At 32.1% G+C, this 25,116-nt stretch carries 20 protein-coding genes and 1 tRNA gene; 20 read left to right on the forward strand and 1 reads right to left on the reverse strand.

What is annotated here, in order from left to right; genetic code table 11:
* Nucleotides 1–167 precede the first annotated feature (167 nt).
* The 3 genes from WNY78_RS15710 (at nucleotide 168) to WNY78_RS15720 (ending at nucleotide 7,522) form a co-directional block, all read left to right on the forward strand.
* The gene (locus tag WNY78_RS15710) at nucleotides 168–3,440 is read left to right on the forward strand and encodes a tetratricopeptide repeat protein (protein WP_342874169.1); all 3,273 of its coding nucleotides are present in this window, start codon (nucleotides 168–170) and stop codon (nucleotides 3,438–3,440) included.
* Nucleotides 3,427–5,370, forward strand: a complete 1,944-nt coding sequence (locus tag WNY78_RS15715) for a DUF3857 domain-containing protein (RefSeq protein WP_342874170.1) — start codon at nucleotides 3,427–3,429, stop codon at nucleotides 5,368–5,370. The genes WNY78_RS15710 and WNY78_RS15715 overlap by 14 nt, the downstream gene beginning before the upstream one ends.
* Before the next feature lie 187 nt (nucleotides 5,371–5,557).
* Nucleotides 5,558–7,522 (forward strand): DUF3857 domain-containing protein, encoded by a 1,965-nt coding sequence (locus WNY78_RS15720; protein ID WP_342874171.1) that lies wholly within the window; start codon nucleotides 5,558–5,560, stop codon nucleotides 7,520–7,522.
* A gap of 39 nt (nucleotides 7,523–7,561) precedes the next feature.
* On the opposite strand, the gene WNY78_RS15725 is transcribed toward WNY78_RS15720, so the two are convergent.
* Nucleotides 7,562–7,643: transfer RNA gene (locus WNY78_RS15725), tRNA-Leu, on the reverse strand.
* 144 nt (nucleotides 7,644–7,787) lie between these two features.
* Between WNY78_RS15725 and WNY78_RS15730 the strand changes: the two genes are divergently transcribed.
* From WNY78_RS15730 to WNY78_RS15810, 17 genes are all read left to right on the forward strand, one after another.
* Nucleotides 7,788–8,729, forward strand: a complete 942-nt coding sequence (locus WNY78_RS15730; RefSeq protein ID WP_342874172.1) for a ribose-phosphate pyrophosphokinase — start codon at nucleotides 7,788–7,790, stop codon at nucleotides 8,727–8,729.
* A gap of 99 nt (nucleotides 8,730–8,828) precedes the next feature.
* Entirely contained in the window at nucleotides 8,829–9,485 is a 657-nt protein-coding gene (locus tag WNY78_RS15735) for a 50S ribosomal protein L25/general stress protein Ctc (RefSeq protein WP_342874173.1), read from the forward strand.
* A gap of 157 nt (nucleotides 9,486–9,642) precedes the next feature.
* Nucleotides 9,643–10,209 (forward strand): aminoacyl-tRNA hydrolase, encoded by a 567-nt coding sequence (gene pth, locus WNY78_RS15740; RefSeq protein WP_342874174.1) that lies wholly within the window; start codon nucleotides 9,643–9,645, stop codon nucleotides 10,207–10,209.
* Nucleotides 10,210–10,391: 182 nt separating this feature from the next.
* Nucleotides 10,392–12,356 (forward strand): M43 family zinc metalloprotease, encoded by a 1,965-nt coding sequence (locus WNY78_RS15745; RefSeq protein ID WP_342874175.1) that lies wholly within the window; start codon nucleotides 10,392–10,394, stop codon nucleotides 12,354–12,356.
* Nucleotides 12,357–12,452: 96 nt separating this feature from the next.
* Complete coding sequence (locus tag WNY78_RS15750) at nucleotides 12,453–13,382, forward strand: bifunctional riboflavin kinase/FAD synthetase (protein WP_342874213.1); 930 nt, start codon at nucleotides 12,453–12,455, stop codon at nucleotides 13,380–13,382.
* Nucleotides 13,372–14,721: an HTTM domain-containing protein gene (locus WNY78_RS15755; RefSeq protein ID WP_342874214.1), complete on the forward strand. Its 1,350-nt coding sequence runs from the start codon at nucleotides 13,372–13,374 to the stop codon at nucleotides 14,719–14,721. The genes WNY78_RS15750 and WNY78_RS15755 overlap by 11 nt, the downstream gene beginning before the upstream one ends.
* Before the next feature lie 73 nt (nucleotides 14,722–14,794).
* A complete protein-coding gene (gene serS / locus WNY78_RS15760) occupies nucleotides 14,795–16,063 on the forward strand; it encodes a serine--tRNA ligase (RefSeq protein ID WP_342874176.1) in 1,269 nt (422 codons plus the stop codon).
* Nucleotides 16,064–16,567: 504 nt separating this feature from the next.
* Nucleotides 16,568–18,349, forward strand: a complete 1,782-nt coding sequence (locus WNY78_RS15765; RefSeq protein ID WP_342874177.1) for a tetratricopeptide repeat protein — start codon at nucleotides 16,568–16,570, stop codon at nucleotides 18,347–18,349.
* 280 nt (nucleotides 18,350–18,629) lie between these two features.
* Nucleotides 18,630–19,142: a GNAT family N-acetyltransferase gene (locus tag WNY78_RS15770; protein WP_342874178.1), complete on the forward strand. Its 513-nt coding sequence runs from the start codon at nucleotides 18,630–18,632 to the stop codon at nucleotides 19,140–19,142.
* 144 nt (nucleotides 19,143–19,286) lie between these two features.
* Nucleotides 19,287–19,613, forward strand: coding sequence for a DUF4286 family protein (locus WNY78_RS15775; protein WP_342874179.1), 327 nt, complete (start codon nucleotides 19,287–19,289; stop codon nucleotides 19,611–19,613).
* Between the two features lie 165 nt (nucleotides 19,614–19,778).
* Nucleotides 19,779–20,573 (forward strand): 16S rRNA (adenine(1518)-N(6)/adenine(1519)-N(6))-dimethyltransferase RsmA, encoded by a 795-nt coding sequence (rsmA, locus tag WNY78_RS15780; protein WP_342874180.1) that lies wholly within the window; start codon nucleotides 19,779–19,781, stop codon nucleotides 20,571–20,573.
* Between the two features lie 38 nt (nucleotides 20,574–20,611).
* The gene (mgtE, locus tag WNY78_RS15785) at nucleotides 20,612–21,982 is read left to right on the forward strand and encodes a magnesium transporter (RefSeq protein ID WP_342874181.1); all 1,371 of its coding nucleotides are present in this window, start codon (nucleotides 20,612–20,614) and stop codon (nucleotides 21,980–21,982) included.
* A gap of 122 nt (nucleotides 21,983–22,104) precedes the next feature.
* Nucleotides 22,105–22,470 carry a cupin domain-containing protein gene (locus tag WNY78_RS15790; RefSeq protein WP_342874182.1) on the forward strand — a complete coding sequence of 122 codons (366 nt, stop codon included), beginning with the start codon at nucleotides 22,105–22,107 and terminating at the stop codon, nucleotides 22,468–22,470.
* Nucleotides 22,471–22,561: 91 nt separating this feature from the next.
* Nucleotides 22,562–23,536: a 2-hydroxyacid dehydrogenase gene (locus WNY78_RS15795; protein ID WP_342874183.1), complete on the forward strand. Its 975-nt coding sequence runs from the start codon at nucleotides 22,562–22,564 to the stop codon at nucleotides 23,534–23,536.
* A 95-nt stretch (nucleotides 23,537–23,631) separates the two neighbouring features.
* A complete protein-coding gene (locus WNY78_RS15800) occupies nucleotides 23,632–24,042 on the forward strand; it encodes a response regulator transcription factor (RefSeq protein ID WP_342874184.1) in 411 nt (136 codons plus the stop codon).
* 105 nt (nucleotides 24,043–24,147) lie between these two features.
* A complete protein-coding gene (locus WNY78_RS15805; RefSeq protein WP_342874185.1) occupies nucleotides 24,148–24,609 on the forward strand; it encodes a DUF4199 domain-containing protein in 462 nt (153 codons plus the stop codon).
* Nucleotides 24,610–24,620: 11 nt separating this feature from the next.
* A complete protein-coding gene (locus WNY78_RS15810) occupies nucleotides 24,621–25,076 on the forward strand; it encodes a DUF1801 domain-containing protein (RefSeq protein ID WP_342874186.1) in 456 nt (151 codons plus the stop codon).
* The last annotated feature ends 40 nt before the right edge of the window (nucleotides 25,077–25,116 follow it).

Raw genomic sequence — 25,116 nt, forward strand, 5'->3', positions numbered from 1 at the left:
ATGTGGTTAAGTTGGTATCATACCAAAGTTACGTTTTATTACCGAGTTTGAAAACTAAAATGCTCGTAAAACTAGTCTTAGAGTATGAGTTTAGTCTAAAATTGTGTTTTTACTATGATATTATACAATACAATGTTATATTGGAAAACCTAATACACTTAACACTTATGAAATATTTATTATTCGTTACCATCCTATGTTCATGTTTATTTACAAATGCTCAAGAAAAAGTACCATTTATATCTTATGAAGATGTTTTTAATAAAGTAGTTGAAAAAGCAGATAAAGAGGATTATAAAGGCGCATTAGAGGAGCTTAATCGTATTAATAAAAATGATTCTACCTACTGCTCAGTATTGACTACCAAATCGTATTATAATATTATTTTAGAGAACTATGATGATGCAATAGCAATAACAAATGAAGGCTTAGCTTTAAATTGTGATAGCGAGTCTATGTTGTATTTCTACATCAATAAAGGTGTTTCTTTAGTAGAAAACGAGCGTTATGAAGACGCTATTAAAACCTATGATAAAGCATTGGAGGAATTTCCAAGAAATCCAAGATTATGGTATAATAAAGGATTAGCTTTTGAACGCGTTGAAAATTATTCTGAAGCTGTTAAAGCCTACCAGCAAACCATTATTTACAATCCAATTCATAGAAATGCACATTTACAATTGGGAAATATTTGTTATCGTCAACAATTGATATCACAAGCCTTAATGTGTTATAATATGAGTTTAATGATTGAGCCAGATAGCGATAGAGGTTTTGCATTGTTAAAATATATGAATGAGATCGTTTCTGAAAAAAACGAAAATGAACCAGTTGCAGGATTGGAAATTTCTGAAGATGATGAAGCTTTTGAGGATATTGATCTTATTATTAATAATAGAGTTGTGTTAGACCAAGATTATGATACGAAAAGTAAAATTGAAATCCCTTTAGTAAAACAAAATCACGCATTATTAGAGCAATTAAAAAACATTGAGGGTAATGGTGGTTTTTGGGACACGTATTATATTCCGTTTTATAAATGGATCGCAGAAAATGATCACTTTAATGATTTTACGTACACGATAAATTATGCTATTAAAAACGAAGATTACAGTAAAATAATAGAAAGAAATAAAGATGAAGTTGACGAGTTTATAAGTGCTTATGTACTTAGATTATATGAGCTTTTTAGTGACAATCCTAAACGTGTTTTATCACATAATTATGATGAAGGTCTACTTCAAGGAGAAGGGATGTTTGTAAATAATACATTAAATGGAGATTGGACATTTTATGACAGTAATGGTCGTAAAATGAGTGAAGGTTTTTACAATAAAAAAGGAGAAAAAGAAAAAACATGGACCTGGTATCATGATAATGGTGCTGTTAAAGAAATAGCACTTTATAAAGCTGGTGTAACCACAGGTGAAAACAAATTGTACTATGACAATGGTAATCCATATATCATGACCGTTTCCAAAAACGGTGAGTTTGATGGTGAATACAAATACTACTTAAAACAAGGTGCTCTAAAACAAAAGAAAACATATAAAAACGGAAAACTAACTGGTAAATATCTAGCCTATTTTGATGTTGGAGAAGATGTTTTAGAATTTGATATTGATTATAAAAACGATGAGGTACAAGGAGATGTGATTGAATATTATGCAAATGGTAAACAATATTCTGTAATTAATTTTAAAAACGGAATGCGTAATGGTCATGAAATTCAATATTATAGAAACGGACAAATATCAACTAAATCTACTTATAAAGACAATAAGTTAGAAGGTCCATATACATCGTTTTTTGCTAACGGAAATAAAAAATCCATAGGGCAATCTAGTCAAGGTTATTATGATGGACCATGGAAAAATTATTATAAAGATGGTACATTAAGTAGCGATTTTAACTACAAAGCTGGAACATTAGATGGTGTTTACAAATCTTATGATACAGACGGTTTAATTAAATCTGAGTTTCAATATAGAAAAGGAGAAATAATTAGTTACACCTTTTATGATAAGTCTGGTGAGGTGCTTTCCCAAAATCGTAAAAAAGGAGGCGAGTTTTTCTATGAAGGATATCATCCTAACGGAAATAAATCTGCAGAAGGTCTCTATGATATAAAAGGAGGTAAAGTTGGAAAATGGAAGTTTTTTGATCAAAATGGAGCAATGACAGATGAAGGTGATTACAATGAAGATAAACCTCAAGGTGTAGAAAAAACATACTTTCCAACTGGTGAAATTCAAAGTATAACAACATATGATACAGAAGGTAATAAAGATTATTACCAGTATTTTCATGTAAATGGTAAATTAAAAACTCAAGGTTGGTCTGTTGATGGTTCAAAACATGGAGAATGGCATTATTATTATAAGGATGGCACTATTGAAGCCATTAATTTTTACCATAAAGGAGATGTTCATGGCACACAATATTATTATAATGTAGATGGCACAATAGATAATCAAATTGATTATGAATACGCCTTGCTCATTTCAGAAAGAAGATACAATAACAAAGGAGAAGTTTATAATACCTACACTTATCAGCAACCTACTAAAAGGTATAAGATAGAATCCACCTATCAAAATGGGGATAAAAAATCGGAAACGACATATACAAATGGTCAAAAACATGGACCTTATAACTATTATAATTTCTACGGAAAATTAACGGTTGATGGCAATTATCACAATAATGAAATGAGTGGTGATTGGAAATGGTATTACAAAGATGGAGAGATAAAAAATGAAGATACTTACGTTAATGGAAAACAAAATGGAGCATCAAAACGTTATTATAAATCTGGTCAAATAGAAGACGATTATTTATATGATGAAGGTGATAGAGTAGGAACATGGTTGTCTTATTATGAAAACGGAAAACTATACACATCTACAACCTATGTTGATGATAAAAATCACGGTAGAAAAGAATTTTATAGTCCTGATGGGAAATTGCAAATTGTTAGAATTTATGATCATGGCACATTAATTGGATATACTTATTTGGGTACAGATGGTAAGGAAAAAGAGATGATACCTATCACAAATGAGACTGGAAGATTAGAAGGGTTTTTTGATAATGGTAAACCAGCAAGAACAATGGAGTATACTAATGGAGAGATTCATGGAGAATACAAAGCCTATTATTATGATGGTACATTAGAAAATCATACCATTTACGAAAAAGGCGAATACAATGGTTTGGATCTTGAGTATCATGCTAACGGTAAAATAAAACTGAAAGAAAATATGTTATATGGGAACAGACATGGGCTTTCAGAAAAATTTTATTCTAACGGAAATATTAAAGAACGCACCAATTATCTAAATAATGAAATACATGGCGAAGTAACCTATTATGACGAAAACGGGAAACTCACATTGACAGAATATTATACAAACGGAGATATTTATGAATCTAAATAATACATCAATACTAACATTACTTTGCATTGCGTTTTTAGTGCTAATACCAAAAAGTGCTTTTGCTCAATACACTAAAGAGTTTGATCTCATTAAAAACAAGTATCCAGATGCTCAAATTGTGCGATTGCTTGAAGATGTTAAAATTTCGGTACAATTAAAAGATGGCGCCTTAGAAGTAAAACAATCTTTTGTAGAAGAAGATTTGTATATGGATGAATCTGCAACCTACGGTTCTAAAAGAAACTTAAGGTTCTCATCATTTTTTGAACTAGAATCTGTAGAAGCATCATCATACGAGTATAAAGATGGTAAATATAAAACTCATAAAGTTGAAGAGTTTCTTGAAAAAGATGAAATGGAAGATTCTTTTCATGATGATTCAAAATCGCTAAATTTTATTTATCCTAATTTAACAACAGGTAGTAAAACAAAGCTAGAGTATACCGAAGTCGTTAAGAATCCTAGGTTTTTAAGTCCTATTTATTTTGGAGATTTTTATCCTATAAAACAAAAAAAAGTGACTCTTGTTGCAGATAAAGACATTCAGTTTAGATTTCAAGAATTTAATACCGAAGATTATAATATCAAATTCACTAAAGAAGAAAAACGAGGTAATATTATTTACTCTTGGGAGATTTTAGATGTTGATAAACACAAGTATGAAAGTAATGTACCTAGTTACTCAAAAGTGCTTCCGCATATTATTCCAATTATTACATCTTACAAATCAAACGATAAAAATGTCAACCTTTTAAATGATGTTTCTGGATTATATGAGTGGTATTACTCTATGGTTAAAGATATCAACTTGAGTGAACCAGATGCTAATTTAGTAAGTCTTGTCAATGAATTAACAAAAGACAAAACAACCGATTTAGAAAAAGCAAGAGCCATCTACTATTGGACTCAAAAAAATATTAAATATATTGCTTTTGAATACGCTTTGGGTGGATTTATTCCAAGAGAAGCTAATGATGTATATAAAAAGAAATATGGCGATTGTAAAGATAACTCAAGCATCCTTTATGAAATGCTGAAAATTGCTGGTTTAGAAGGTCATTTAACATGGATAGGAACTAGAAGTATTACCTATAGTTATACCGATGTGCCAACACCAATTGTAGATAATCACATGATTTTATCTATGGAAATTGATGGTGAAACCTATTTCCTAGATGCTACTGGTCGTTATTTACCTATTGAAATGCCTTCATCGTTTATACAAGGTAAAGAAGCATTGGTATCTAACGGAGAAGCAAAATATGTCATCAAAGATGTTCCTGTTGTTGATGCTAAAACAAATGCATTTAAAGAAGTAACCACATTAAAATTAAATGACACAGAACTCGTTGGTACAACCAAAGCTGAAATTTCTGGATATTATAAGATTGATTTTTTTAATCAGTTAGAAGATGATAATACACCTGCAAAAATTAAGGAGTATTATAATTTCAAAATGCGAAAAGGAAATAATAAATTTCTAATCGATACTGTTACAGAAACGAATAAGTTTGACTACGATAAAGATTTAATTATTGATTACACTTTTAATATCAATGATTACGCGAAAATATTAGGAGACGAAATTTATATCAATCTTAATTTGAGAAAGGATGAAACCGATTTTAAATTTGAAGACGATAGAGAAAATGACATAGAAGTGACCTATAAAAGTTACTACGATTATGTAACAACTCTTGAAATTCCTGATGGTTATGTTGTAGATTATCTACCTAAGGATTTATCGTTGTCAAACGAGTTTATGAACTCTAAGATTACTTATGAAACTATAGATAATACAATTGTTTACAAACATCAATTAGAAATGGATTTTCTAACCTTAAATCCAGAACAACAAAAAACAATTAGTGATGCCATTAAAGTGGTAGAAAAAAGCTTTAAAGACACGATCGTTCTTAAAAAACAATAATATATACATGGATCGAGCATGTTTAAAATTTTATTACTCATGAGAATGATTAATAGCGAACAACATGTGTTGATTGAAAAACAATAAATATAACCACATGAAACGAGCATGTTTAAAGTTTTATTTCTCATGAGAATGATTAATAGCGAACAACATGTGTCGATTGAAAAACAATAAATATAACCACATGAAATTATTTTTAAATATTAGCCTCATTTTTTTCGCATGTTTCACAACACTAAATGCACAACCATTTTACGAATCCTATGATTGGGATGCGAATCCTAAATACACCAATCAAGGTGTTGAAGACGATAATATGGCTTCAATGAAAGAAAGGATTGTTACCGAATTTTATTTTGATGATGAAGATAATCTAACAGAGTATTTTTTAGAACATAAGGTCTATTATCTAAATAGTGACGATAAAATAGAAGCGTTTAATAAAGTGTATTTGCCTTATGATTCTGAGTCTAAATTAGTCGTTAATAAAGCTAGAGTGATTACTGCAAAAGGTGAAGTGATTAATCTAGACGAATCTAAAATTTTGACAGCTACAGATTCTGAAACCGAAAGAACGTACAAGTATTTTGCTTTTGAAGGTGTAGAAAAAGGTAGTTTCATCGAGTACATCTATGTCGTAAACAGATATCCAAGCTATAAAGGAAAACGAATCACACTACAATCTGATTACACAAGAAAAAATGTGGAGTTTGATTTGTATTCGCCATCAAATCTACTTTTTAAATTCAAAAGTTTTAATGGTTTAGATGAGGTAGCGAGAGATACTATTTCCGAAGATAAAAAACACTATTTCCTTAAACTAGACACTATAGAATTATTAGAAGAGGAAGAAATGGCAGCTTATACTGCTGATAAAAAGTTTTTAATTTATGCGTTAGATGCTAATGTTACAGGTAGAGTGAAGGATATTAGTTCATACGCTAATGTTGCTCAAAATATTTATGATTTTTATAATGCAGAACCATCAAAAAAAGAAACTTCAGAACTTAAAGGGTTTTTAAAAAATATAGATTACAAAAAAGAAGATGATTTAGACACGAAGCTAAGAGCGATTGAATCGTATATTAAAACAAACATATTTGTTGCAAATTCTAACAGTGAAAAATTATCTAATTTATTAGATATCGTAAAAGATAAAGTAGCAAATGAAAGAGGTATTATCAAATTATATACAGCTCTGTTTAATCAACTAGATATAAAATTCGAATTCTTTTATACCTGTAGTCGTGAGTATATGCGTTTTGATAAAGAGTTTGAAGCTAGCAATTTTTTACAAGATGCGCTTATCTATTTTCCTAAGACGAAAAAATATCTTTCACCAACCGAAAATGAATCGCGTTATGGTTATCCACCAGCATTTCTAACAGATACGTATGGGTTGAGTATTAAGGAAGTTGTTATTGGTGATTTTAAATCGGCAGTTGCAAAAGTTAAATATATCAAACCTATTAAAGCAAATCAAAACGTTGACAAAATGGTTATTGATGTCACATTTGACGATGAAGATATTTCTAAAACACATGTCAAATTAGATCGTTCTATGACTGGGTACTACGCCATGTATATTCATCCATATATGGATTTGGTAAAGCCAGAAAGTGAAAAAGATATCGTAGAAGGTTTTGCTAAAAACTTGGATGAAGACGCAGAAATTATAAGTAAGTCTATAAATAATAGAAGTCCTAAGCTCTTCGGAATTAAGCCTATTCAATTCGTTTTAGAGTTTACATCAAATAAGTTTGTAGAAAATGCAGGTAGAAAACAATTGTTTAATGTTGGTGATTTAATCGGAAGACAACAAGAATTATATCAAGAAAAGGAACGTAAATTACCAGTAGAAGGTGAGTTTCAACGTAGTTATTTTAGAACTATAAATATTACAATTCCCGAAGGTTATAAAATTGCAAACCTTGATGATATCAATATAAAAAACGAATATATTAAAGATGGTGAAACGCTATTAAGCTTTGATTCGTATTACGAATTAAACGGAAACGTGCTTACCATCACTGCAGATGAACACTATAGAATGAATCATGTAGATACGAGTCTTTACGAAGACTATAGAACGGTAATTAACAGTGCTGCAGATTTTAATAAAGTCACGCTGGTGCTGGAGGCTGAGTAAAAATAAAAAGGCTCTAACATACTGTTAGAGCCTTTTTTGTACTCAAGGCGGGAATCGAACCCGCACGTCTCGCGACATTGGATTTTGAATCCAACGTGTCTACCAATTCCACCACTTGAGCAATTTCGGACTGCAAAATTATAAAATATTTTATTACAATCTATCAAAAATAGTAGGTTTTATGCTTTTTCTGTTCAAATAAATTCCTAAATTTGCACCTCGTTAAATTAAAGCGTGTTTAATTAACACAAATAATTCATTACCAATGCCAAACGGAGTGACAGAAGCAAAAATTTTTGCATGTGGACAAAGTAAAGAACTTGCAGAGAAAATCGCAGCAACCTTTGGTGCGCCTTTAGGTAATGTCATTACATCAACATATAGTGATGGCGAATTTCAACCATCTTACGAAGAATCTATAAGAGGAACACGAACTTTTATTATTGGTTCTACACATCCTGGACCAGAAAACTTAATGGAAATGTTGTTAATGATTGATGCTGCAAAAAGAGCATCAGCTAGACATATTACAGCAGTTTTACCTTATTTTGGTTGGGCAAGACAAGATCGTAAAGACAAACCTAGAGTGCCTATTGCAGCTAAATTAGTAGCAAAAATGCTTGAAGTTGCTGGAGCTACTCGTATTATTACAATGGATTTGCATGCAGATCAAATACAAGGATTCTTTGAGAAACCTGTAGATCACCTGTTTGCTTCAACTATATTTTTACCGTATTTAAAGTCACTTAATTTAGAGAATCTAACGATCGCTTCACCAGATATGGGTGGGTCTAAACGTGCTTATGCCTATTCTAAAGCCTTAGTTAGTGATGTCGTTATTTGCTACAAGCAACGCGCAAAAGCTAACGTGATTTCTCATATGGAATTGATCGGTGATGTTACTGGAAAAAATGTAGTACTAGTTGATGATATGGTAGATACTGCAGGAACATTAACAAAAGCAGCAGATTTAATGATGGAGAAAGGTGCACTTAGTGTAAGAGCAATTTGTACACATCCTATTTTATCTGGTGATGCTTATAACAAAATTGAGAACTCTAAATTACAAGAGTTAATTGTTACAGATTCAATTCCATTAAAACAAAAAAGTGATAAAATTAGAGTATTGAGTTGTGCAGATTTATTTGCAGAAGTAATGCATAACGTGCATTATAACAAATCAATTAGCTCTAAATTTTTAATGTAGTTTCGAGCTCAGCTATCAAAAAAATGAGCACAACAACTAAAGTGAATTATTTGCTTTGGTAATAAATTAGAATATTAATAATAACTATAAATAACAAAAATGAAATCAATTACAATCAATGGATCTCAAAGAGAAGGCGTAGGCAAAAAGGCAACGAAAGCTTTACGTAATGCTGGTCAGGTTCCTTGCGTATTATACGGAGGAGACCAAAACGTGCATTTCTCTGCACCAGAATTGGCTTTCTCTAAACTTGTATACACGCCTAATGCGCATACAGTTGTGATTGCCATAGAAAACGGTGAAACTTATGACGCTGTCTTACAAGACATCCAATTTCACCCAGTAACAGATAGAATTCTACACGTAGATTTCTACCGTTTATTTGAAGACAAAGAAATTGCTATGGATATTCCTGTGCATGTTATCGGAACATCTAGAGGTGTTTTAAATGGAGGTATTCTTCGTAAAAACAGACGTAAATTAAGAGTTAAGGCTCTACCTAAAAATTTACCAGATTTCTTAGAAGCAGATATCACACCTCTTAAAATTGGTGGTAAATTATATGTTACTGCTTTAGAAGGTGAAGATTATACATTACTTCATTCAGACAATACAGTTGTAGTTCAAATTAAGACTGCAAGAGCTGCTGTTGTTGAAATTGATGATGAAGATGAAGATGGAGAAGATGCTACTGCAGGAGAAGATGGAGGAGTACCTTCAACAGAAACTGATGATGTAGCAGCAGTAAAAGAATAAAGTTTTTTTTACATAATATTAAAAGCATTCTATATTTTATAGGATGCTTTTTTATTTTTGAACAGATTTAAACCTAAATAGTAATATTATCTGGACATTTATCCGTAATATATTTAATTGGAACTCCACATCTTTAGATGTAGAAGAAACAGATCCTATGAAAAAATTTCTTATCGTTGGTCTAGGCAATATTGGCGAGAAATACACTAATACAAGGCACAATATAGGCTTCAAAATCTTAGATGCTTTGGCGCAAAAAGAAGAGCTTACTTTTGAAACTCAGAAACTCGGAGATTTAACAACCTATAAATTAAAAGGTAGAACGTTCATTCTTTTAAAGCCAAGTACATACATGAATTTGAGTGGAAAAGCAGTTCAATATTGGTTGACTAAAGAAAAAATACCATTAGAAAATTTACTAGTTATTACAGATGATTTAAATCTTCCCTTCGGAAACATTAGAGTTAAGACAAAAGGTAGCGATGGAGGACACAATGGTCTAAAAGATATTCAGAACACTTTGCAATCGACAAAATACAATAGATTCAGATTTGGAATAAGCGATGAGTTCAGTAAAGGACGTCAAGTAGATTATGTACTTGGAGAATGGACAGATGAAGAAAATAAAAAGCTAACTGAACGATTAGAGAAATCTGTAGCACTAATTAAATCATTTGGATTAGCAGGAATAAATAATACAATGAATACCTTTAATGGGAAATAAAAATAGACCACAGGTTCTAAATATTTTACTTCAAATTGTACTATAAAACTCTTACTTCACGCATATTATGATATTAATATGTTAAAATATTTAATTTTTCATTAATTGAGATTAACAATAATTTAAGTTTTCAAATAAATTCATTAATTTGTACGCTTAAAATACCTTAAAAAAATCACGATATGAAAAACTTTACTTTTAAACTTATTTGCTTTGCAATGGTTTTTTCTTGTTTGAGCCTTACTGCTCAAGACAAAAATGCTGAACAACTTAGAGTTTGTGCTGCAGATGAATACAATGCTAAGCTATTAATAGATAACCCAAATATGATGGGTGGCGAAGCTTTTGAACGCCTTATGGCTCCAAAAATTGCAGCAATAAAAGCTGAAATGCAATCTGGTAATCAACGTGCTTTACAATTTACAATTCCTTTAGTAGTTCATGTATTACATAATGGAGAACCTATTGGGACTGGTGCCAATATTTCTGACGCTCAAGTACTTTCACAAGTTCAGGTATTGAATGATGATTACAGACGTATGGTTGGAACTAGAGGTTTTAATACTGATCCTAATGGTGCTGATGTTGAAGTTGAATTTTGCTTAGCTAAACAAGATCCAGATGGTTGTGTGACTACTGGAATAAATCGTATTAACATTGGTCAAGATGGTATTAATGAAGCTAGTCTTGGTGATGCACAAGTACAAATGGATGCGTTGAAGCCTTCAACAATATGGGATGCTTCTCAATACATGAATATGTGGTCTGTAAAATATACAGGTGGATCTGGTATATTAGGTTATGCTCAATTTCCTGGTGGACCAGCAAATACTGATGGAGTTGTGTCAAGACATGATTCATTTGGTTCTAATGATGATCCTAACGTTACAATTACAGGGGCATTTAACTTAGGTAGAACAATGACACATGAAGTAGGTCATTATTTAGGTTTGTATCACACGTTCCAAGGTGGATGTGTAGGTGTTGGTGATCAATGTGATGATACGCCTCCAGTAGATGCTCCTAATTATGGATGCCCTACAACACATCAATCTTGTGGTAATTTAGATATGGTTAGAAATTATATGGATTATACTGATGACGAGTGTATGAACATTTTTACAAATGATCAAAAAGCTAGAGTTATTGCAGTAATGAATGCAGGTGTAAATAGACCAAATACAACAACTTCAGATAAATGTACACCTTTAGCAGATGTAAGTAATGATGGTAGTATAGCGATTAATCAAATAGGTCCTGTTCCATGTACAAGTGATGTACAAGCGAGTGTTAGAGTTCAAAATTTTGGAACTGTTGCTTTAACTTCTGCAACTGTATCCTATGATGTTGATGGTGGAACGTCTACAGATATATCTTGGACTGGAAACTTAGCTGAAGGTGAATTTGAAGATATTGATCTGATGATCTCTACTAGTGTTGGAGCACATGTTTTAAATGTGTCAATTTCATCTCCAAACGGTAATTCAGACCAACGTAGTTGTAATGATGATACTAATGCTGATTTTACTGCTGCTGCTGCACCTTCATCTGTTGAAGCAACAGATCTTTATTTTGCTTTAACGACTGATGATTATTCAGGTGAAACAACATGGGAGTTTTTAGATGGAAGTGGTTCTGTGGTAGCGTTTGGTGGTCCATATAATGGAGCTTCAGATGATAATAGTCTATTTGAAACAACATTTACTTTAGGTACTAATGAATGTTATACCTTTGTAATTAATGATACTTACGGTGATGGTATTTGCTGTGATTATGGTGATGGTTCTTATGAACTAAGAGAAAATGATGAAACTGGTGATTTAATTGCCTCAGGAGGAGATTTTGGATTTTCAGAAAGCATTAACTTCCTAGCTAACGCCTTAAGCGTAGATGATTATTTTGCAAACAATAATCTTTATGTATATCCTAATCCAACAGCTAATCAATTAAATATCAAAATAGGTAACTCTAACGATTTACCAAATAGCTATGAGATTGTTAATATGTTAGGACAGTCTATTACTAAAAGCGCTATTGTAACTAATGAAGATCTTGCAATCAATACAACAGCATTAAGTAATGGTATGTATTTTATTAAAATTTCAAAAGATGATGCTTCGGTAACATTACCGTTTATCAAAGAATAACATCTTAAACATATTTTTTAAAAAAGAGGGTTGATTTTTTCAACCCTCTTTTTATTTACCTATGATTATAACTACTTTTACCAAAAAAAATAGGTACTGAAAACAAATACCAAAAATATCAAACATAAACGACCTTCTGTAATTACTATAGGAACCTTTGATGGTGTACACATTGGTCATCAAAAAATAATTAAGCGACTTGTAGAAACAGGAAAAAAGAAAGACTTAAGATCTATTGTACTTACTTTTTTTCCGCATCCAAGAATGGTTTTACAACCAGATTTTGATATTAAATTATTACACTCAATTGATGAACGTCAAACTGTATTATCTCAATTTGGTCTAGATGAATTAGTAATTAAAAAATTTACAAAGGCATTTGCAGATTTATCTGCTCAGGATTATGTAAAGCAAATTCTCGTAGAAGAACTCAATGCTAAACATATTATTATTGGTTATGATCATCACTTCGGAAAAAACAGAACAGCAAACATTGATGATCTCAAGATCTTTGGAAAACAATACGGATTTACTGTTGAAGAAATTTCTGCGCAAGACATCGAAGATGTCGCTGTAAGTTCAACTAAGATTAGACAATCACTATTAAAAGGAGATATTGAAACTGCGAATTCTTTTCTAGGATATCCTTACTTTATTACTGGTAAAGTCATAAAAGGAAAAGGCATCGGGAAAACGTTAAACTTCCCGACAGCAAATTTGGATATAAAAGAAACTTATAAGTTAATCCCTAAAGATGGTGTTTATGTTGTAAAATCATCTATTGATGATTCACCCGTTTATGGGATGATGAATATTGGTAATAACCCAACGTTTAAAGGCAATAAACAATCTATTGAAGTTCACTTTTTTGACTTAGATAAAAATCTATATGATAAAACGCTTAACATTGAAATTCTATATCGCTTAAGAGATGAACGTAAATTTGATTCAGTTGAACGACTTAAAGAACAACTACAAAATGATGAGTTAAATGCTTTAAAATTGATATCTAAGCATCATGAATAAACTACTGTTTAAACATATAGATAACAGTGCACTCATCGTATTTAGAATTTTATTTGGTGCTTTAATTTTTCTAGAAAGTATAGGCGCAATTTTTACAGGTTGGATTAGAAGAACACTCGTAGAACCAGAATTCACTTTTAATTTTATAGGCTTTGACTTTTTACAAACCATCCAAGGTGAATGGATGTACGTTCATTTTATAATAATGGGTATTTGTGGTTTGTTTGTCATGGTAGGTTACAAGTATAGAATAAGCATGCTCACGTTTACATTATTTTGGGCAACAACCTATTTTATGCAAAAATCATCATATAATAATCACTACTATTTTTTAATGATTTTGAGTGCTATTATGGTGTTTTTACCTGCTAACACCTACGCATCAATTGATGTAAAACAAAATCCAAGTATTAAAAGTATCTCAATGCCTAATTGGTGTAGACTTGTTTTTATATTACAATTATTCATCTTATACTCGTATGCGTCCATAGCTAAAATGTATCCAGATTGGTTGGATCTTACGGTGCCTGAGTTACTAATGAGAAGTAAAAAGCATTATGTTCTCGTCGGAAATGTGCTGCAACAGAAATTCATGCATTACCTGATTGCTTATGGCGGAATTCTATTCGACGGACTCATAATCCCATTGTTACTATGGAAACGAACAAGAAAAGTAGCATTCTTTGCTTCTATCTTTTTTCATCTGTTTAACTCATTTATTTTTCAGGTTGGGATCTTTCCGTATTTGTCATTAGCATTTGCAGTCTTCTTTTTTGAACCAAAAGTAATTCAGAAGCTATTCTTAAAACGAAAGCCATTATTTTCCGATACTTCGACAACGCTCAGCTCAACTAAAAAAATAGAAATCCCATCGTACGCAACTGCTTTTAAAACTGTTTTTATATTATATTTTATAATCCAAATAGCACTTCCGTTACGACAACATTTTATTCAAGATAACGTGTTGTGGACCGAAGAAGGTCATAGATTATCATGGAGAATGATGCTACGATCTAAAAGTGGGAGTACTAGTTTTAGTGTTGTTGATAAAGCTTCTCAAGTAAAAACCCAAGTTAAATTAGAAGACTACTTAACCAAAAAGCAAATAAGAACCGTAAGTACTAAACCAGACGTTATGTGGCAATTTGCACAACGTTTAAAATCTGTTTATGCAGAAAAAGGAATGGATGTAGAAGTGTATGTAAATGCTTATGTTAGCGTCAATGGAAGGCGAAGTAAACAATTAATTGATCCAAAAGTTGATCTCGCTAATGAAAAATGGAACCCTTTTAAACATCATGATTGGATTTTACCTTCAAATCTAGACGAGAATAACTGACAATTCATTAAATTTGCCGATTCAAAATAGAGACCTTTTCAAGATGATGAGGTCAATTAATTAGATTAGAATCATGTTACAAGTCGCTTATATTAGAGAACACAAAGAAGATGTTATCAAAGGTTTGGTAAAACGAAATATCGATGCCACACAAATGATTGATGATGTTATTTTACTTGATGAGGAACGTAGACAATTGCAAACACAGTTGGATAATACATTAGCAGAATCTAATACGATTTCAAAACAAATAGGTGATCTCTATAAATCAGGAAAAGCTGCAGAAGCAAATGATTTAAAAGAAAAAACTGCAACACTTAAAGAGAATTCTAAAACATTAAGTGATCAATTAAATGAAAAGTCTGATGCGCTAACCCAGTTGCTATATAAAATTCCTAATGTGCCTCATGAGAGTGTACCAAAAGGAAATAGTGAAGAAGATAACGAAGAAATATTTAACGAAGGTGATATCCCAAAACTTCATGAAGGTGCAATGCCACATTGGGAATTAGCTAAGAAATACGATATCATAGATTTTGAATTAGGTAATAAAATTTCTGGTGCAGGATTTCCGGTTTATAAAGGAAAAGGCGCAAGATTACAACGTGCTTTAATTGCATATTTCTTAGATAAAAATACAGCTGCAGGATATACTGAGTATCAATTACCACATTTAGTAAATGAAGCATCTTGTTATGGTACAGGACAATTGCCAGACAAAGAAGGACAAATGTATCACGACTCTCGTGACGATTTATATTTAATACCAACTGCCGAAGTTCCTGGAACAAATGTGTTTAGAGATGTGTTGTTAGCCGAAAGTGATTTACCAATTGGTATTACTGGTTACACACCATGTTTTAGACGAGAAGCTGGAAGTTATGGAGCCCATGTGAGAGGATTAAATAGATTACATCAATTTGATAAAGTAGAAATTATTCGTGTAGAGCATCCAGATAATTCTTATAAAGCTTTTGAAGGTATGATAGAGCACGTTAAAGGAATTTTGCGTGAGTTAAAACTACCATATAGAATTTTACGTTTGTGTGGAGGAGATACTGGTTTTCCATCTGCTATGACATATGATTTTGAAGTGTTTTCTACTGCTCAAGATCGTTGGTTAGAAATTTCTAGTGTGTCTAATTTTGAATCTTACCAAGCTAATCGCTTACGTTTACGTTTTAAAAATAGTAATGGTAAAAACGAATTAGCACATACTTTAAACGGAAGTTCATTAGCATTACCTAGAGTTTTAGCAGGAATTTTAGAGAACTACCAAACGGAAGATGGTATCAATATCCCAGAAGTTTTAATCCCTTACACAGGATTTGATAAAATATAGTTTAAAAAAATGCCTTTAGGTTTCTGTTGAAATAGTTATTCTCTTGAAAAAGGAAGTCTATAACACAGAATCATAATTTTCGAAAACCTTGTGTTTTGTAAGAAATTTACATCAACACATCGTTTAAATGCTAAAAAAAGACGTTGTTCAACGATTTTTAGGCAATTTTTTTTGTTTTTTCAATAATAATTAAGATGTTAGTAATCCCAATACTAATTAACCTACTTAATTATGAAAAACATAAAACGAATTGTACTCTTAGTTGTACTAGTAGTTATGGCAAGTAAAGTCTTTTTATAAGAATTTTATTTACTCATACAGCCTCAAAAAAGCCAAGCAGAATAACTGAATCATTTTGTAAAGAATAGATTAATAGCACATTTATTTTGTCGGTAATGCCTAAACTAACGTTTGGGCATTTTTTTTTGTTATAACTAATTAATTATAAAAACATTCACAATATCTCGTTACATCATTTGTTATATTTACATAAATATATTTAGTATGCGTCAAATAATAATCGGTTTAGCACTAATATCATGTGGTCTTATGTTCTCGCAAAGTGAACAATTGGCCGATGACTATTTTAAACGTGGTGAATTTGATAAAGCATTGATGTCTTACCAAAAACTCAACGAGAAGAAAAAAAGCTCAAAATACATTTATAAAATAGTAGAAACTTTGCAACAATTAGAGCGTTATAAGGAAGCTCAGGAGCAAATTTCTAATCGTATGAAGGAGATTAATTATCCACCTTTATTAGTTGAGCTTGGTTATAACTATCAACTTATGGATAGTATAGATTTGGCAAATAAATACTACAAAGAAGCCATACAAAAAGTAGAAGAAAGACCAACTTACACTTACGGAATTGCAAAAAAATTCGAAGATCACTCATTATTAGACCAAGCATTAGAAGTCTATAAAAAAGGAATGGAAATAAACCCAGACCTCAATTTTAATATGCAAATGGCTCGTATTTATGGAGAGCAAGGCAATATAGAATTACTGTTTTCAAACTATTTAGATTACATAGAATCTAAGCCAGAGTTTCTCAATACTGCAAAACGAGCGTTTAGTGATTTTGTTTCAGAAAATAAAGAGAATGAAAACAACCTAACCTTAAGAACATTATTACTCAAAAAATCGCAATCTAATCCGCAACCTTATTGGAACGATATGTTGAGTTGGTTATACATTCAGCAAAAGGAATACAATAAAGCATTTGTACAAGAAAAAGCGATCTATCGTAGATCTCAAGAGAGTTTGAGTCGTATTTTAGATTTGGCATTAACAACAGTAAAACAGAAAGATTATAAAACAGCAAATTCTATTTTTGAATTCGTTTTAGATAACTCTCAAGATATTAATACGATATTGAAAGCACATCAATACATGTTAGAAATTGAGATTGAAAATGCAGGTGCAGACAAAAAGCAACTCAAAAACATAGACGAGAAATTCAATACATTATTTTTTGAATATGGAACATACGAACAAACCATAGATCTTCAAATTGCCTACGGAAATTTTATAGCCTTCAATAAACATCAACCAAAAGAAGCTAGTGATTTCTTAAAAAAGAGTCTGAAATTAAATTTGTCAAATTTCCAAGAAGCAACCGTTAAGTTGAAATTAGGAGATATACTCGTGTTTCAAGAACGATTTAATGAAGCATTGATTTATTATACACAAATTCAAGCCAATTTAAAAAACAGCACTATTTCACAAGAAGCGCGTTTTAAAGTAGCAAAAACTAGTTATTATAAAGGCGATTTTGAATGGGCAGAATCTCAATTAAAAATCTTAAAGTCATCAACATCACAATTAATTGCAAATGATGCTTTAGAGTTAAAATTGCTCATTTCAGATAATAAAGATGAAGACTCATTACAAACTGCTTTAAAATTATACTCGAAAGCAGACTTGATGTCGTTTCAAAATAAAAACGAAGAAGCAATCACGCTTTTAGATAAAATTCTGACTGAGCATAAAGGCGAATCTATAGAAGATCAAGCCTTGTACATGCAAGCCAAACTCTATGAGAAAACCAAACAAATAGATAAAGCCGTTGCTAATTACGAATATATCATCGCAAACTACAGAGACGAAATTCTAGCAGATGATGCGCATTTTTACTTAGCAGAACTCTACCAAAATCAATTAGTACAACCCGAAAAAGCTAAAGCACTCTACGAGAACATTATCTTTAATCACGAAGACAGTATTTACTTTATTGAAGCCAGAAAACGCTTTAGGATGTTGCGTGGTGATGCTATTAATTAGTTCGCAGTATACAGTGGCAGTCAGCAGTGCTTTCTCAAATGAATTGTAAAACTCTTAATGAAACAAAATAAATAGTATCAATTAAATAATTATCTAACATAAAAGTAAGTCAACCGAGTAAGGCTCTTTCTATTATTTCAAAGGGAAGACAGATTTCACAAAGTGAAATCAGATGGGTTAAAAATCAAACAGTAAGCGTACTCAGTAATTTATACTAAATTCAGCTATTGTTCGTATTTCCACCAACAATAAGCAACTCAACACCATCAAACCAAAACCAATGCAAATAGCACAGACCACTCGCCTCATCCTCTCCAAAATCACAGTAGACGACGCGCCATTCATTCTAGAATTAATGAATACACCAGGTTGGCTCAAATATATTGGTGATCGCAATATCAAAACCGTTGAAGCTGCAGCAGAATATATAAAAAACAACCAACTCAGATGTTATGAGGAGAACGGTTATGGCTATTACAAAATGCAAGTCAAAGGAGAACATCTAAAAACGATTGGAACCTGCGGATTATTAAAACGCGATGCTTTAGAACACATTGATATTGGGTTTTCAATGCTTCCCGAATATCATGGCAATGGCTATGGTTACGAAGCAGCAAACGAAATTTTAAAGTTTGCTAAAAACCAATTTGGAATCAAAACCATTTGCGCCATAACGCTTCCAATAAACAAACCATCCATTCAACTTTTGGAAAAATTAGGCTTATCTTACCAAAAAACAGTAAAACCCTTTGATGACGACGAAGAACTTCTGTTATTTGCAAAAGATTTATAATTGATGAGTTGTTGTACAGAGATTCGCTGAAGAACAAAAGTTTCGCAAAGAGTCTAGGAGTTTTTAAAGATGTTTTTAGACTTAAAATAGAAGCATTACAAAACTAAACAACTCCACAACAAACAACTTAACGACAAACACCAAATGATAATCTACAACATCACAATAAACATAGACGACTCAGTCCATACCGAATGGTTAGAATGGATGAAGACTGAGCATATTCCGAAGGTATTAGGAACAGGGAAATTTGAAAAAGCAACTCTAACTCAAGTCTTAGTAGAAGAAGATATGGGAGGACAAACCTATTCTGTTCAATATCGTTCGTATTCTAGAGAAGCATTAGATGCTTATTATAAAGAAGATGCAGATAGATTACGTCAAGAAGGATTATTAAAGTTCGCTGATAAAATGCTAGCATTTAGAACTGAGCTTAAAATTGTAGATGAATTTAATGTGAAGTTTACATAATGAGTAACAAGTGATAAGTAAATAAGTTAGCAGTCACAGTTTTTAGTTAGCTAAAGAATTAAAATAGATAATAGATTACATATGAGTAATCACACAAGAGTAACTTTGCATCTCTGCTCCCGAAATCTTTCGGGATTGCGAGAAAAAACATAAAATTTAAACAACGTGTCAAACAATCAACAAGTCAGAGCAAAAAAACACTTAGGTCAACACTTCTTAAACGATGAGAATATAGCTGAAGATATAGCAAATACCTTATCATTAGAAGGTTATAAGCACGTTTTAGAAATTGGTCCAGGAACAGGTGTGTTGACCAAATACTTGCTTAAAAAAGACATTAAAACACATGTTGTAGAAATTGATTCAGAATCTGTAGAATATCTTAAAGCTAATTATCTCAATTTAGCAGATCGTGTTTACGAAGAAGATTTTTTAAAGTATGATATTACTCAAATTTTTGGTGATGAACCATTTGCCATTATTGGAAATTTCCCATATAACATCTCCACACAAATTGTATTCAAAACCTTAGAAATGCGTGAGCAAATACCTGAGTTTGCAGGTATGTTTCAAAAAGAAGTTGCTGCACGTATTTGCTCAAAAGAAGGGTCTAAAGTCTACGGAATTATGTCTGTTTTAGTACAAGCTTTTTATGACGCAGAGTATTTGTTTACAGTGCCACCAACGGTTTTTATTCCTCCACCAAGAGTAGAATCTGGCGTATTAAGACTCAAAAGAAAAGAAAACTTCACATTATCAGTTGATGAGAAACTATTTTTTAGAGTCGTTAAAACAGCTTTTCAACAACGTAGAAAAACCTTACGTAACAGTTTAAAAAGTTTCAATCTTTCAGATAATTTAAAAGCAAATGTTATATTTGACAAACGTCCAGAACAACTAAGCGTACAATCCTTTTTAGAATTAACGCAACTAATTGAAAACGACGAGAATCAAGATTAAAACAGTTACATTTCCGAAGGGAAAAACTTCAAAACCCTATGATCTTAGAAAGAGAAAATAGTCAATTTGAATTAACAGATGAGCTCATTGAGCAGGTTGAACTTTGTATCGAAACTAACGATGACAAAGAGCTCAAGCGTGTGCTTACTGAATTTCACTTTGCAGATGTTGCAGAGATTCTTGACGAATTAGACCTTGAAGATTCCGTTTACGTTATTAAATTACTCGATTCTGAAACCACTTCAGAAATCCTCATGGAACTCGATGAGGACATTAGAGAAAAAGTACTTAGAAATCTTACAGCAAAAGAAATTGCAGAAGAGGTAGAAGAACTAGATACAGATGATGCTGCAGATATGATTGCAGAGTTGTCTGAAGAACGACAAGCACAAGTAATCTCTCAAATTGAAGATGATGAACATAGAGATGAAATTACAGAACTTCTTGCCTATGAAGACGACACTGCAGGTAGTTTAATGGCAAAAGAGCTTGTCAAGGTCTATGAAACCTGGACGGTTGCAGGATGTTTGCGTCGCATTAGAGGTCAAGCAAAAGAAGTCACGAGAGTACACTCTATTTATGTGGTCAATAAAGAAGAGAAATTAATAGGACGCTTATCACTTAAAGATTTAATTGTTGCCAAAAGTGATCAAAAAATATCAGACATTTTAAAAGAAACAGTAGATTCTGTCAATGTCAATGACGATGTAGAAGATGTAGCTAAAGTGATGTCTAAATATGATTTGGAAGCCATTCCTGTTGTTGATGAAAATCATACCCTTTTAGGTAGAATTACCATTGATGATATCGTAGATGTATTAAAAGAAGAAGCCGAAAAAGATTACCAACTTGCAGCAGGTATTACAGGAGATGTAGAAGCAGATGATAGTATTTTAGAACTCACAAGAGCACGTTTACCTTGGCTCGTTTTAGGTCTTTTTGGAGGATTAGGAAGTGTGTTTATCATGAAAGGATTTGAAAACATCATGGAAACAGTACCATCACTCTTTTTCTACACACCACTAATTGCAGCAATGGCAGGTAATGTAGGTGTACAATCCAGTGCAATTATTGTACAAGGTATTGCCAATGATAACGTCAAAGGAAGTATAGGTAGTCGTTTATTAAAAGAAGTTGGATTAAGCCTCATTAACGGATTCGTTTTGGCTATTCTTGTCATTTTGTTCGGGTTTATTATTGGTCAAGATCCAACCGAAAGTTTAGCAATAGCACTATCAATGATGTCTGTTATCGTAGTAGCAGCACTTGTTGGTACGTTTGTGCCAATAATTTTAGATAAACGTGGCATCGATCCAGCAATTGCCACAGGACCATTTATTACAACTAGTAATGATATTCTTGGGATTTACTTGTTTTTTGTGCTTTCCGGATTGATTATCGGGTTTTAATATATTTTGGGCGTTTCCTTTCAGGTCGTGCTCTCGCAAGTCGCTCTCTTCGAGGAGCTCCAACAATTGCTCCATCACTAACGCAAAACTTTGTAACTTTAAGGTCATAATTTCTATCGTTTATGAAACCCATCAATATCAAAGACAAACACAAACTGTTTACTAAACAATGGCATCCACATCGTATTGCAACTGTAGATAATATGCAAGTCATTCTCGCCAAACTAAAAGGTGAATTTGTATGGCATAGTCACGAAGATGAAGACGAGTTATTTCAAGTGATTAAAGGCACATTATATATGCAATTTAGAGATCGTACCGAAGTGGTGAAAGAAGGAGAACTCATTGTTGTACCAAAAGGCGTTGAGCATAATCCCTCAACAAAAGATGGAGAAGAAGTACATGTACTTTTATTTGAAAAACTGAGTACAGCACACACAGGAAAAGTACAAGTCGAGATGACACAAACTGAATATCCTGAAATATAGAAATAGCGTCATGCTGAACTCGTTTCAGCATCTCATTATTTATAGTTTAAATTAATAAAAAAAGAGATTTCTGCTGTCGCAGGAAATAAACATGAAAATACTCCACCTAGACTCCAACCATCCTTTACTCATTGAACAACTCAATGCTTTAGGATTTACCAATGATGAAGATTTTACATCCTCAAAAGAAGCTATAGAAAACATCATCCATCAATATGACGGATTCATCATACGAAGCCGATTTAAAATTGACAAGCAGTTTTTGGATGCTGCAAAAAACCTAAAATTCATAGGTCGCGTTGGTGCAGGATTAGAAAATATAGATTGTGAGTATGCAGAGGCTAAAGGCATCAAGTTAATCGCAGCTCCAGAAGGAAACCGTAATGCAGTTGGAGAACATAGTTTGGCAATGCTACTGTCATTATTTAATAAATTAAATAAAGCAGATCGGGAAGTTAGAGAAGGTAAATGGCAACGTGAAGCAAATCGCGGATTAGAACTCGACGGAAAAACCGTTGGTCTTATTGGTTATGGGAATATGGGTAAAGCTTTCGCTAAAAAACTTCGAGGTTTTGATGTTGAGGTACTTTTTTACGATTTAAAGGCAAATATTGGAGATGAGAATGCAACCCAAGTAAGTTTAAAAGAACTTCAAGAAAAAGCAGATGTTTTGAGTTTGCACACACCAGAAACTCCATTAACCATTAATATGGTAGATGCTTCTTTTATAAACGGATTTAAAAAACCGTTTTGGCTCATTAATACTGCAAGAGGAAAAAGTGTAGTAACCAAAGATTTAGTTTCTGCTCTAGTCTCTGGTAAAATTTTAGGAGCAGGTTTAGATGTTTTAGAATATGAGAAAGCGTCGTTTGAAAACTTATTCAAAAAAGATGTCACATCGAGTGTAGTCGAGATGCCAGAAGCTTTCAGATATCTCATTTCTGCAGAAAATGTGATTTTGACTCCTCATGTTGCTGGTTGGACTGTTGAGAGCAATGAGAAATTGGCGCAAACTATCGTTGATAAGATAAAATCCTTTGTCATGCAGAAGGAACGTAGTGACTGAAGAATCTAATTTATAAAGATTCTTCGCTTTGTACTTCGACTTCGCTCAGTGTGACACTCTGAATGACATTATACTATTTTTCTTAAATTTATAACATGCGAAAAATCATTCTTGTTTTTGGATTGCTCATACTAGCATTGCTTTTGCTTTTTCAGTTTAGTAAATATGCTGTGATTTCTGGAGATTTAAATTCTGAGATTGCAATTGCACTAATTGCTATAGTTTTCTTTTTTATAGGTGTGTATCTCAATAAGAAAAGTCTTCAAAAAAAGACAAATGCTTCAGACGACATCAATCACAAAAAAATAGAAGATTTAGATATAAGTAAACGCGAGTATGAAGTGCTTTTAGGAATTTCTGAAGGTTTATCAAATAGAGAAATTGGTGAAAAACTTTTCGTTTCAGAAAGTACAATAAAAACACATGTGTCTAACCTGCTTTCAAAATTAAATGCCAAGCGCAGAACGCAAGCACTACAAATCGCAAAAGATCTTCAAATCATATAAATAACGAGTTTCAAACTAAAGTATGAGTGGATTTGGTACTTTAGTATGAGTTGTAAACCCTTACAATCTCCTAGTTTTGGCACTGTAACATTTAAAATTAATATTATGAAAAGTACAGTTATTAAATATGGTCTTTACGGACTAATAACAGGTTTCGTTATTTTTACAATTCATCTCTTTTTTGGTATTGATAACTTAGACTATAAAACCAATGAGATTTTAGGTTATGTGTCTATTTTCCTCTCCCTTTCTTTTATTTTTTTTGGAATTAAACATTACCGAGATCATATTAATAATGGTGTAGTGTCTTTAGGTAAAGCGATTGCAATTGGTGTTCTTATTTCGCTGCTTGTAGGTTTAGGAATTGCTATTGCAGATTTTATCTACACAAAATTTATTGACCCTTCCTTTTTTAGTACTTATGAACAACAACTCATTGATCAAGGAAAAGCAGATGAAATTATAAAAATGACCAGTACAACAGCTGCTCTTTTTATGCTTGTACTTGTAACTATTATTGGATTTATTATATCTTTAATTTCTGGATTAATCCTTCAACGTAAATAAGTGTAAACAGTATGCAATCTAAAGCAGTAACTCAAGAAGACTATATCAATCAATTACCAGAAGATAGAATAGCACCAATTACAAAATTAAATGAGCTTATTATAAAACATATGCCTAAAGGCTTAGAAGCAGGAATGGGATATGGTATGTTAGCTTATTACGTTCCCAAATCTATATATCCAAATGGGTATCACTGTAAACCGTTTCCGCCTTTACCATTTATAAATTTAGCATCGCAAAAGAATTTTATCGCATTATATCACTCTGGTATGTATGCAAAAAAGGAATTGTATGATTGGTTTGTATCTGAGTATCCCAAACACAGTAAATATAAATTAGATATGGGAAAAAGTTGTGTGCGTTTTAAAAAGGTTGATGATATTCCGTATGATTTAATCGAGCAGCTTTTAGGAAAAATGTCTGTTGAAGAATGGATAGATATTTATGAAGCTGCAATTAAAAAATAAGGTTAACATGCAAGGTTTATATAACCTTGTAGGTATGACA

The sequence above is a fragment of the Psychroserpens sp. AS72 genome (assembly GCF_038900375.1).
Lineage (GTDB): Bacteria > Bacteroidota > Bacteroidia > Flavobacteriales > Flavobacteriaceae > Psychroserpens.

What these genes read in the sequence shown, in the direction of transcription:
- serS (WP_342874176.1), top strand. Translation starts at nt 14,795, where the DNA reads ATGTTACAAGTCGCTTATATTAGAGAACACAAAGAAGATGTTATCAAA.
- WNY78_RS15790 (WP_342874182.1), top strand. Translation starts at nt 22,105, where the DNA reads ATGAAACCCATCAATATCAAAGACAAACACAAACTGTTTACTAAACAA.
- WNY78_RS15805 (WP_342874185.1), top strand. Translation starts at nt 24,148, where the DNA reads ATGAAAAGTACAGTTATTAAATATGGTCTTTACGGACTAATAACAGGT.
- WNY78_RS15720 (WP_342874171.1), top strand. Translation starts at nt 5,558, where the DNA reads ATGAAATTATTTTTAAATATTAGCCTCATTTTTTTCGCATGTTTCACA.
- WNY78_RS15775 (WP_342874179.1), top strand. Translation starts at nt 19,287, where the DNA reads ATGATAATCTACAACATCACAATAAACATAGACGACTCAGTCCATACC.
- WNY78_RS15795 (WP_342874183.1), top strand. Translation starts at nt 22,562, where the DNA reads ATGAAAATACTCCACCTAGACTCCAACCATCCTTTACTCATTGAACAA.
- WNY78_RS15810 (WP_342874186.1), top strand. Translation starts at nt 24,621, where the DNA reads ATGCAATCTAAAGCAGTAACTCAAGAAGACTATATCAATCAATTACCA.
- WNY78_RS15715 (WP_342874170.1), top strand. Translation starts at nt 3,427, where the DNA reads ATGAATCTAAATAATACATCAATACTAACATTACTTTGCATTGCGTTT.
- WNY78_RS15765 (WP_342874177.1), top strand. Translation starts at nt 16,568, where the DNA reads ATGCGTCAAATAATAATCGGTTTAGCACTAATATCATGTGGTCTTATG.
- WNY78_RS15710 (WP_342874169.1), top strand. Translation starts at nt 168, where the DNA reads ATGAAATATTTATTATTCGTTACCATCCTATGTTCATGTTTATTTACA.
- mgtE (WP_342874181.1), top strand. Translation starts at nt 20,612, where the DNA reads ATGATCTTAGAAAGAGAAAATAGTCAATTTGAATTAACAGATGAGCTC.
- WNY78_RS15730 (WP_342874172.1), top strand. Translation starts at nt 7,788, where the DNA reads ATGCCAAACGGAGTGACAGAAGCAAAAATTTTTGCATGTGGACAAAGT.
- WNY78_RS15770 (WP_342874178.1), top strand. Translation starts at nt 18,630, where the DNA reads ATGCAAATAGCACAGACCACTCGCCTCATCCTCTCCAAAATCACAGTA.
- WNY78_RS15735 (WP_342874173.1), top strand. Translation starts at nt 8,829, where the DNA reads ATGAAATCAATTACAATCAATGGATCTCAAAGAGAAGGCGTAGGCAAA.
- pth (WP_342874174.1), top strand. Translation starts at nt 9,643, where the DNA reads ATGAAAAAATTTCTTATCGTTGGTCTAGGCAATATTGGCGAGAAATAC.
- WNY78_RS15745 (WP_342874175.1), top strand. Translation starts at nt 10,392, where the DNA reads ATGAAAAACTTTACTTTTAAACTTATTTGCTTTGCAATGGTTTTTTCT.
- WNY78_RS15800 (WP_342874184.1), top strand. Translation starts at nt 23,632, where the DNA reads ATGCGAAAAATCATTCTTGTTTTTGGATTGCTCATACTAGCATTGCTT.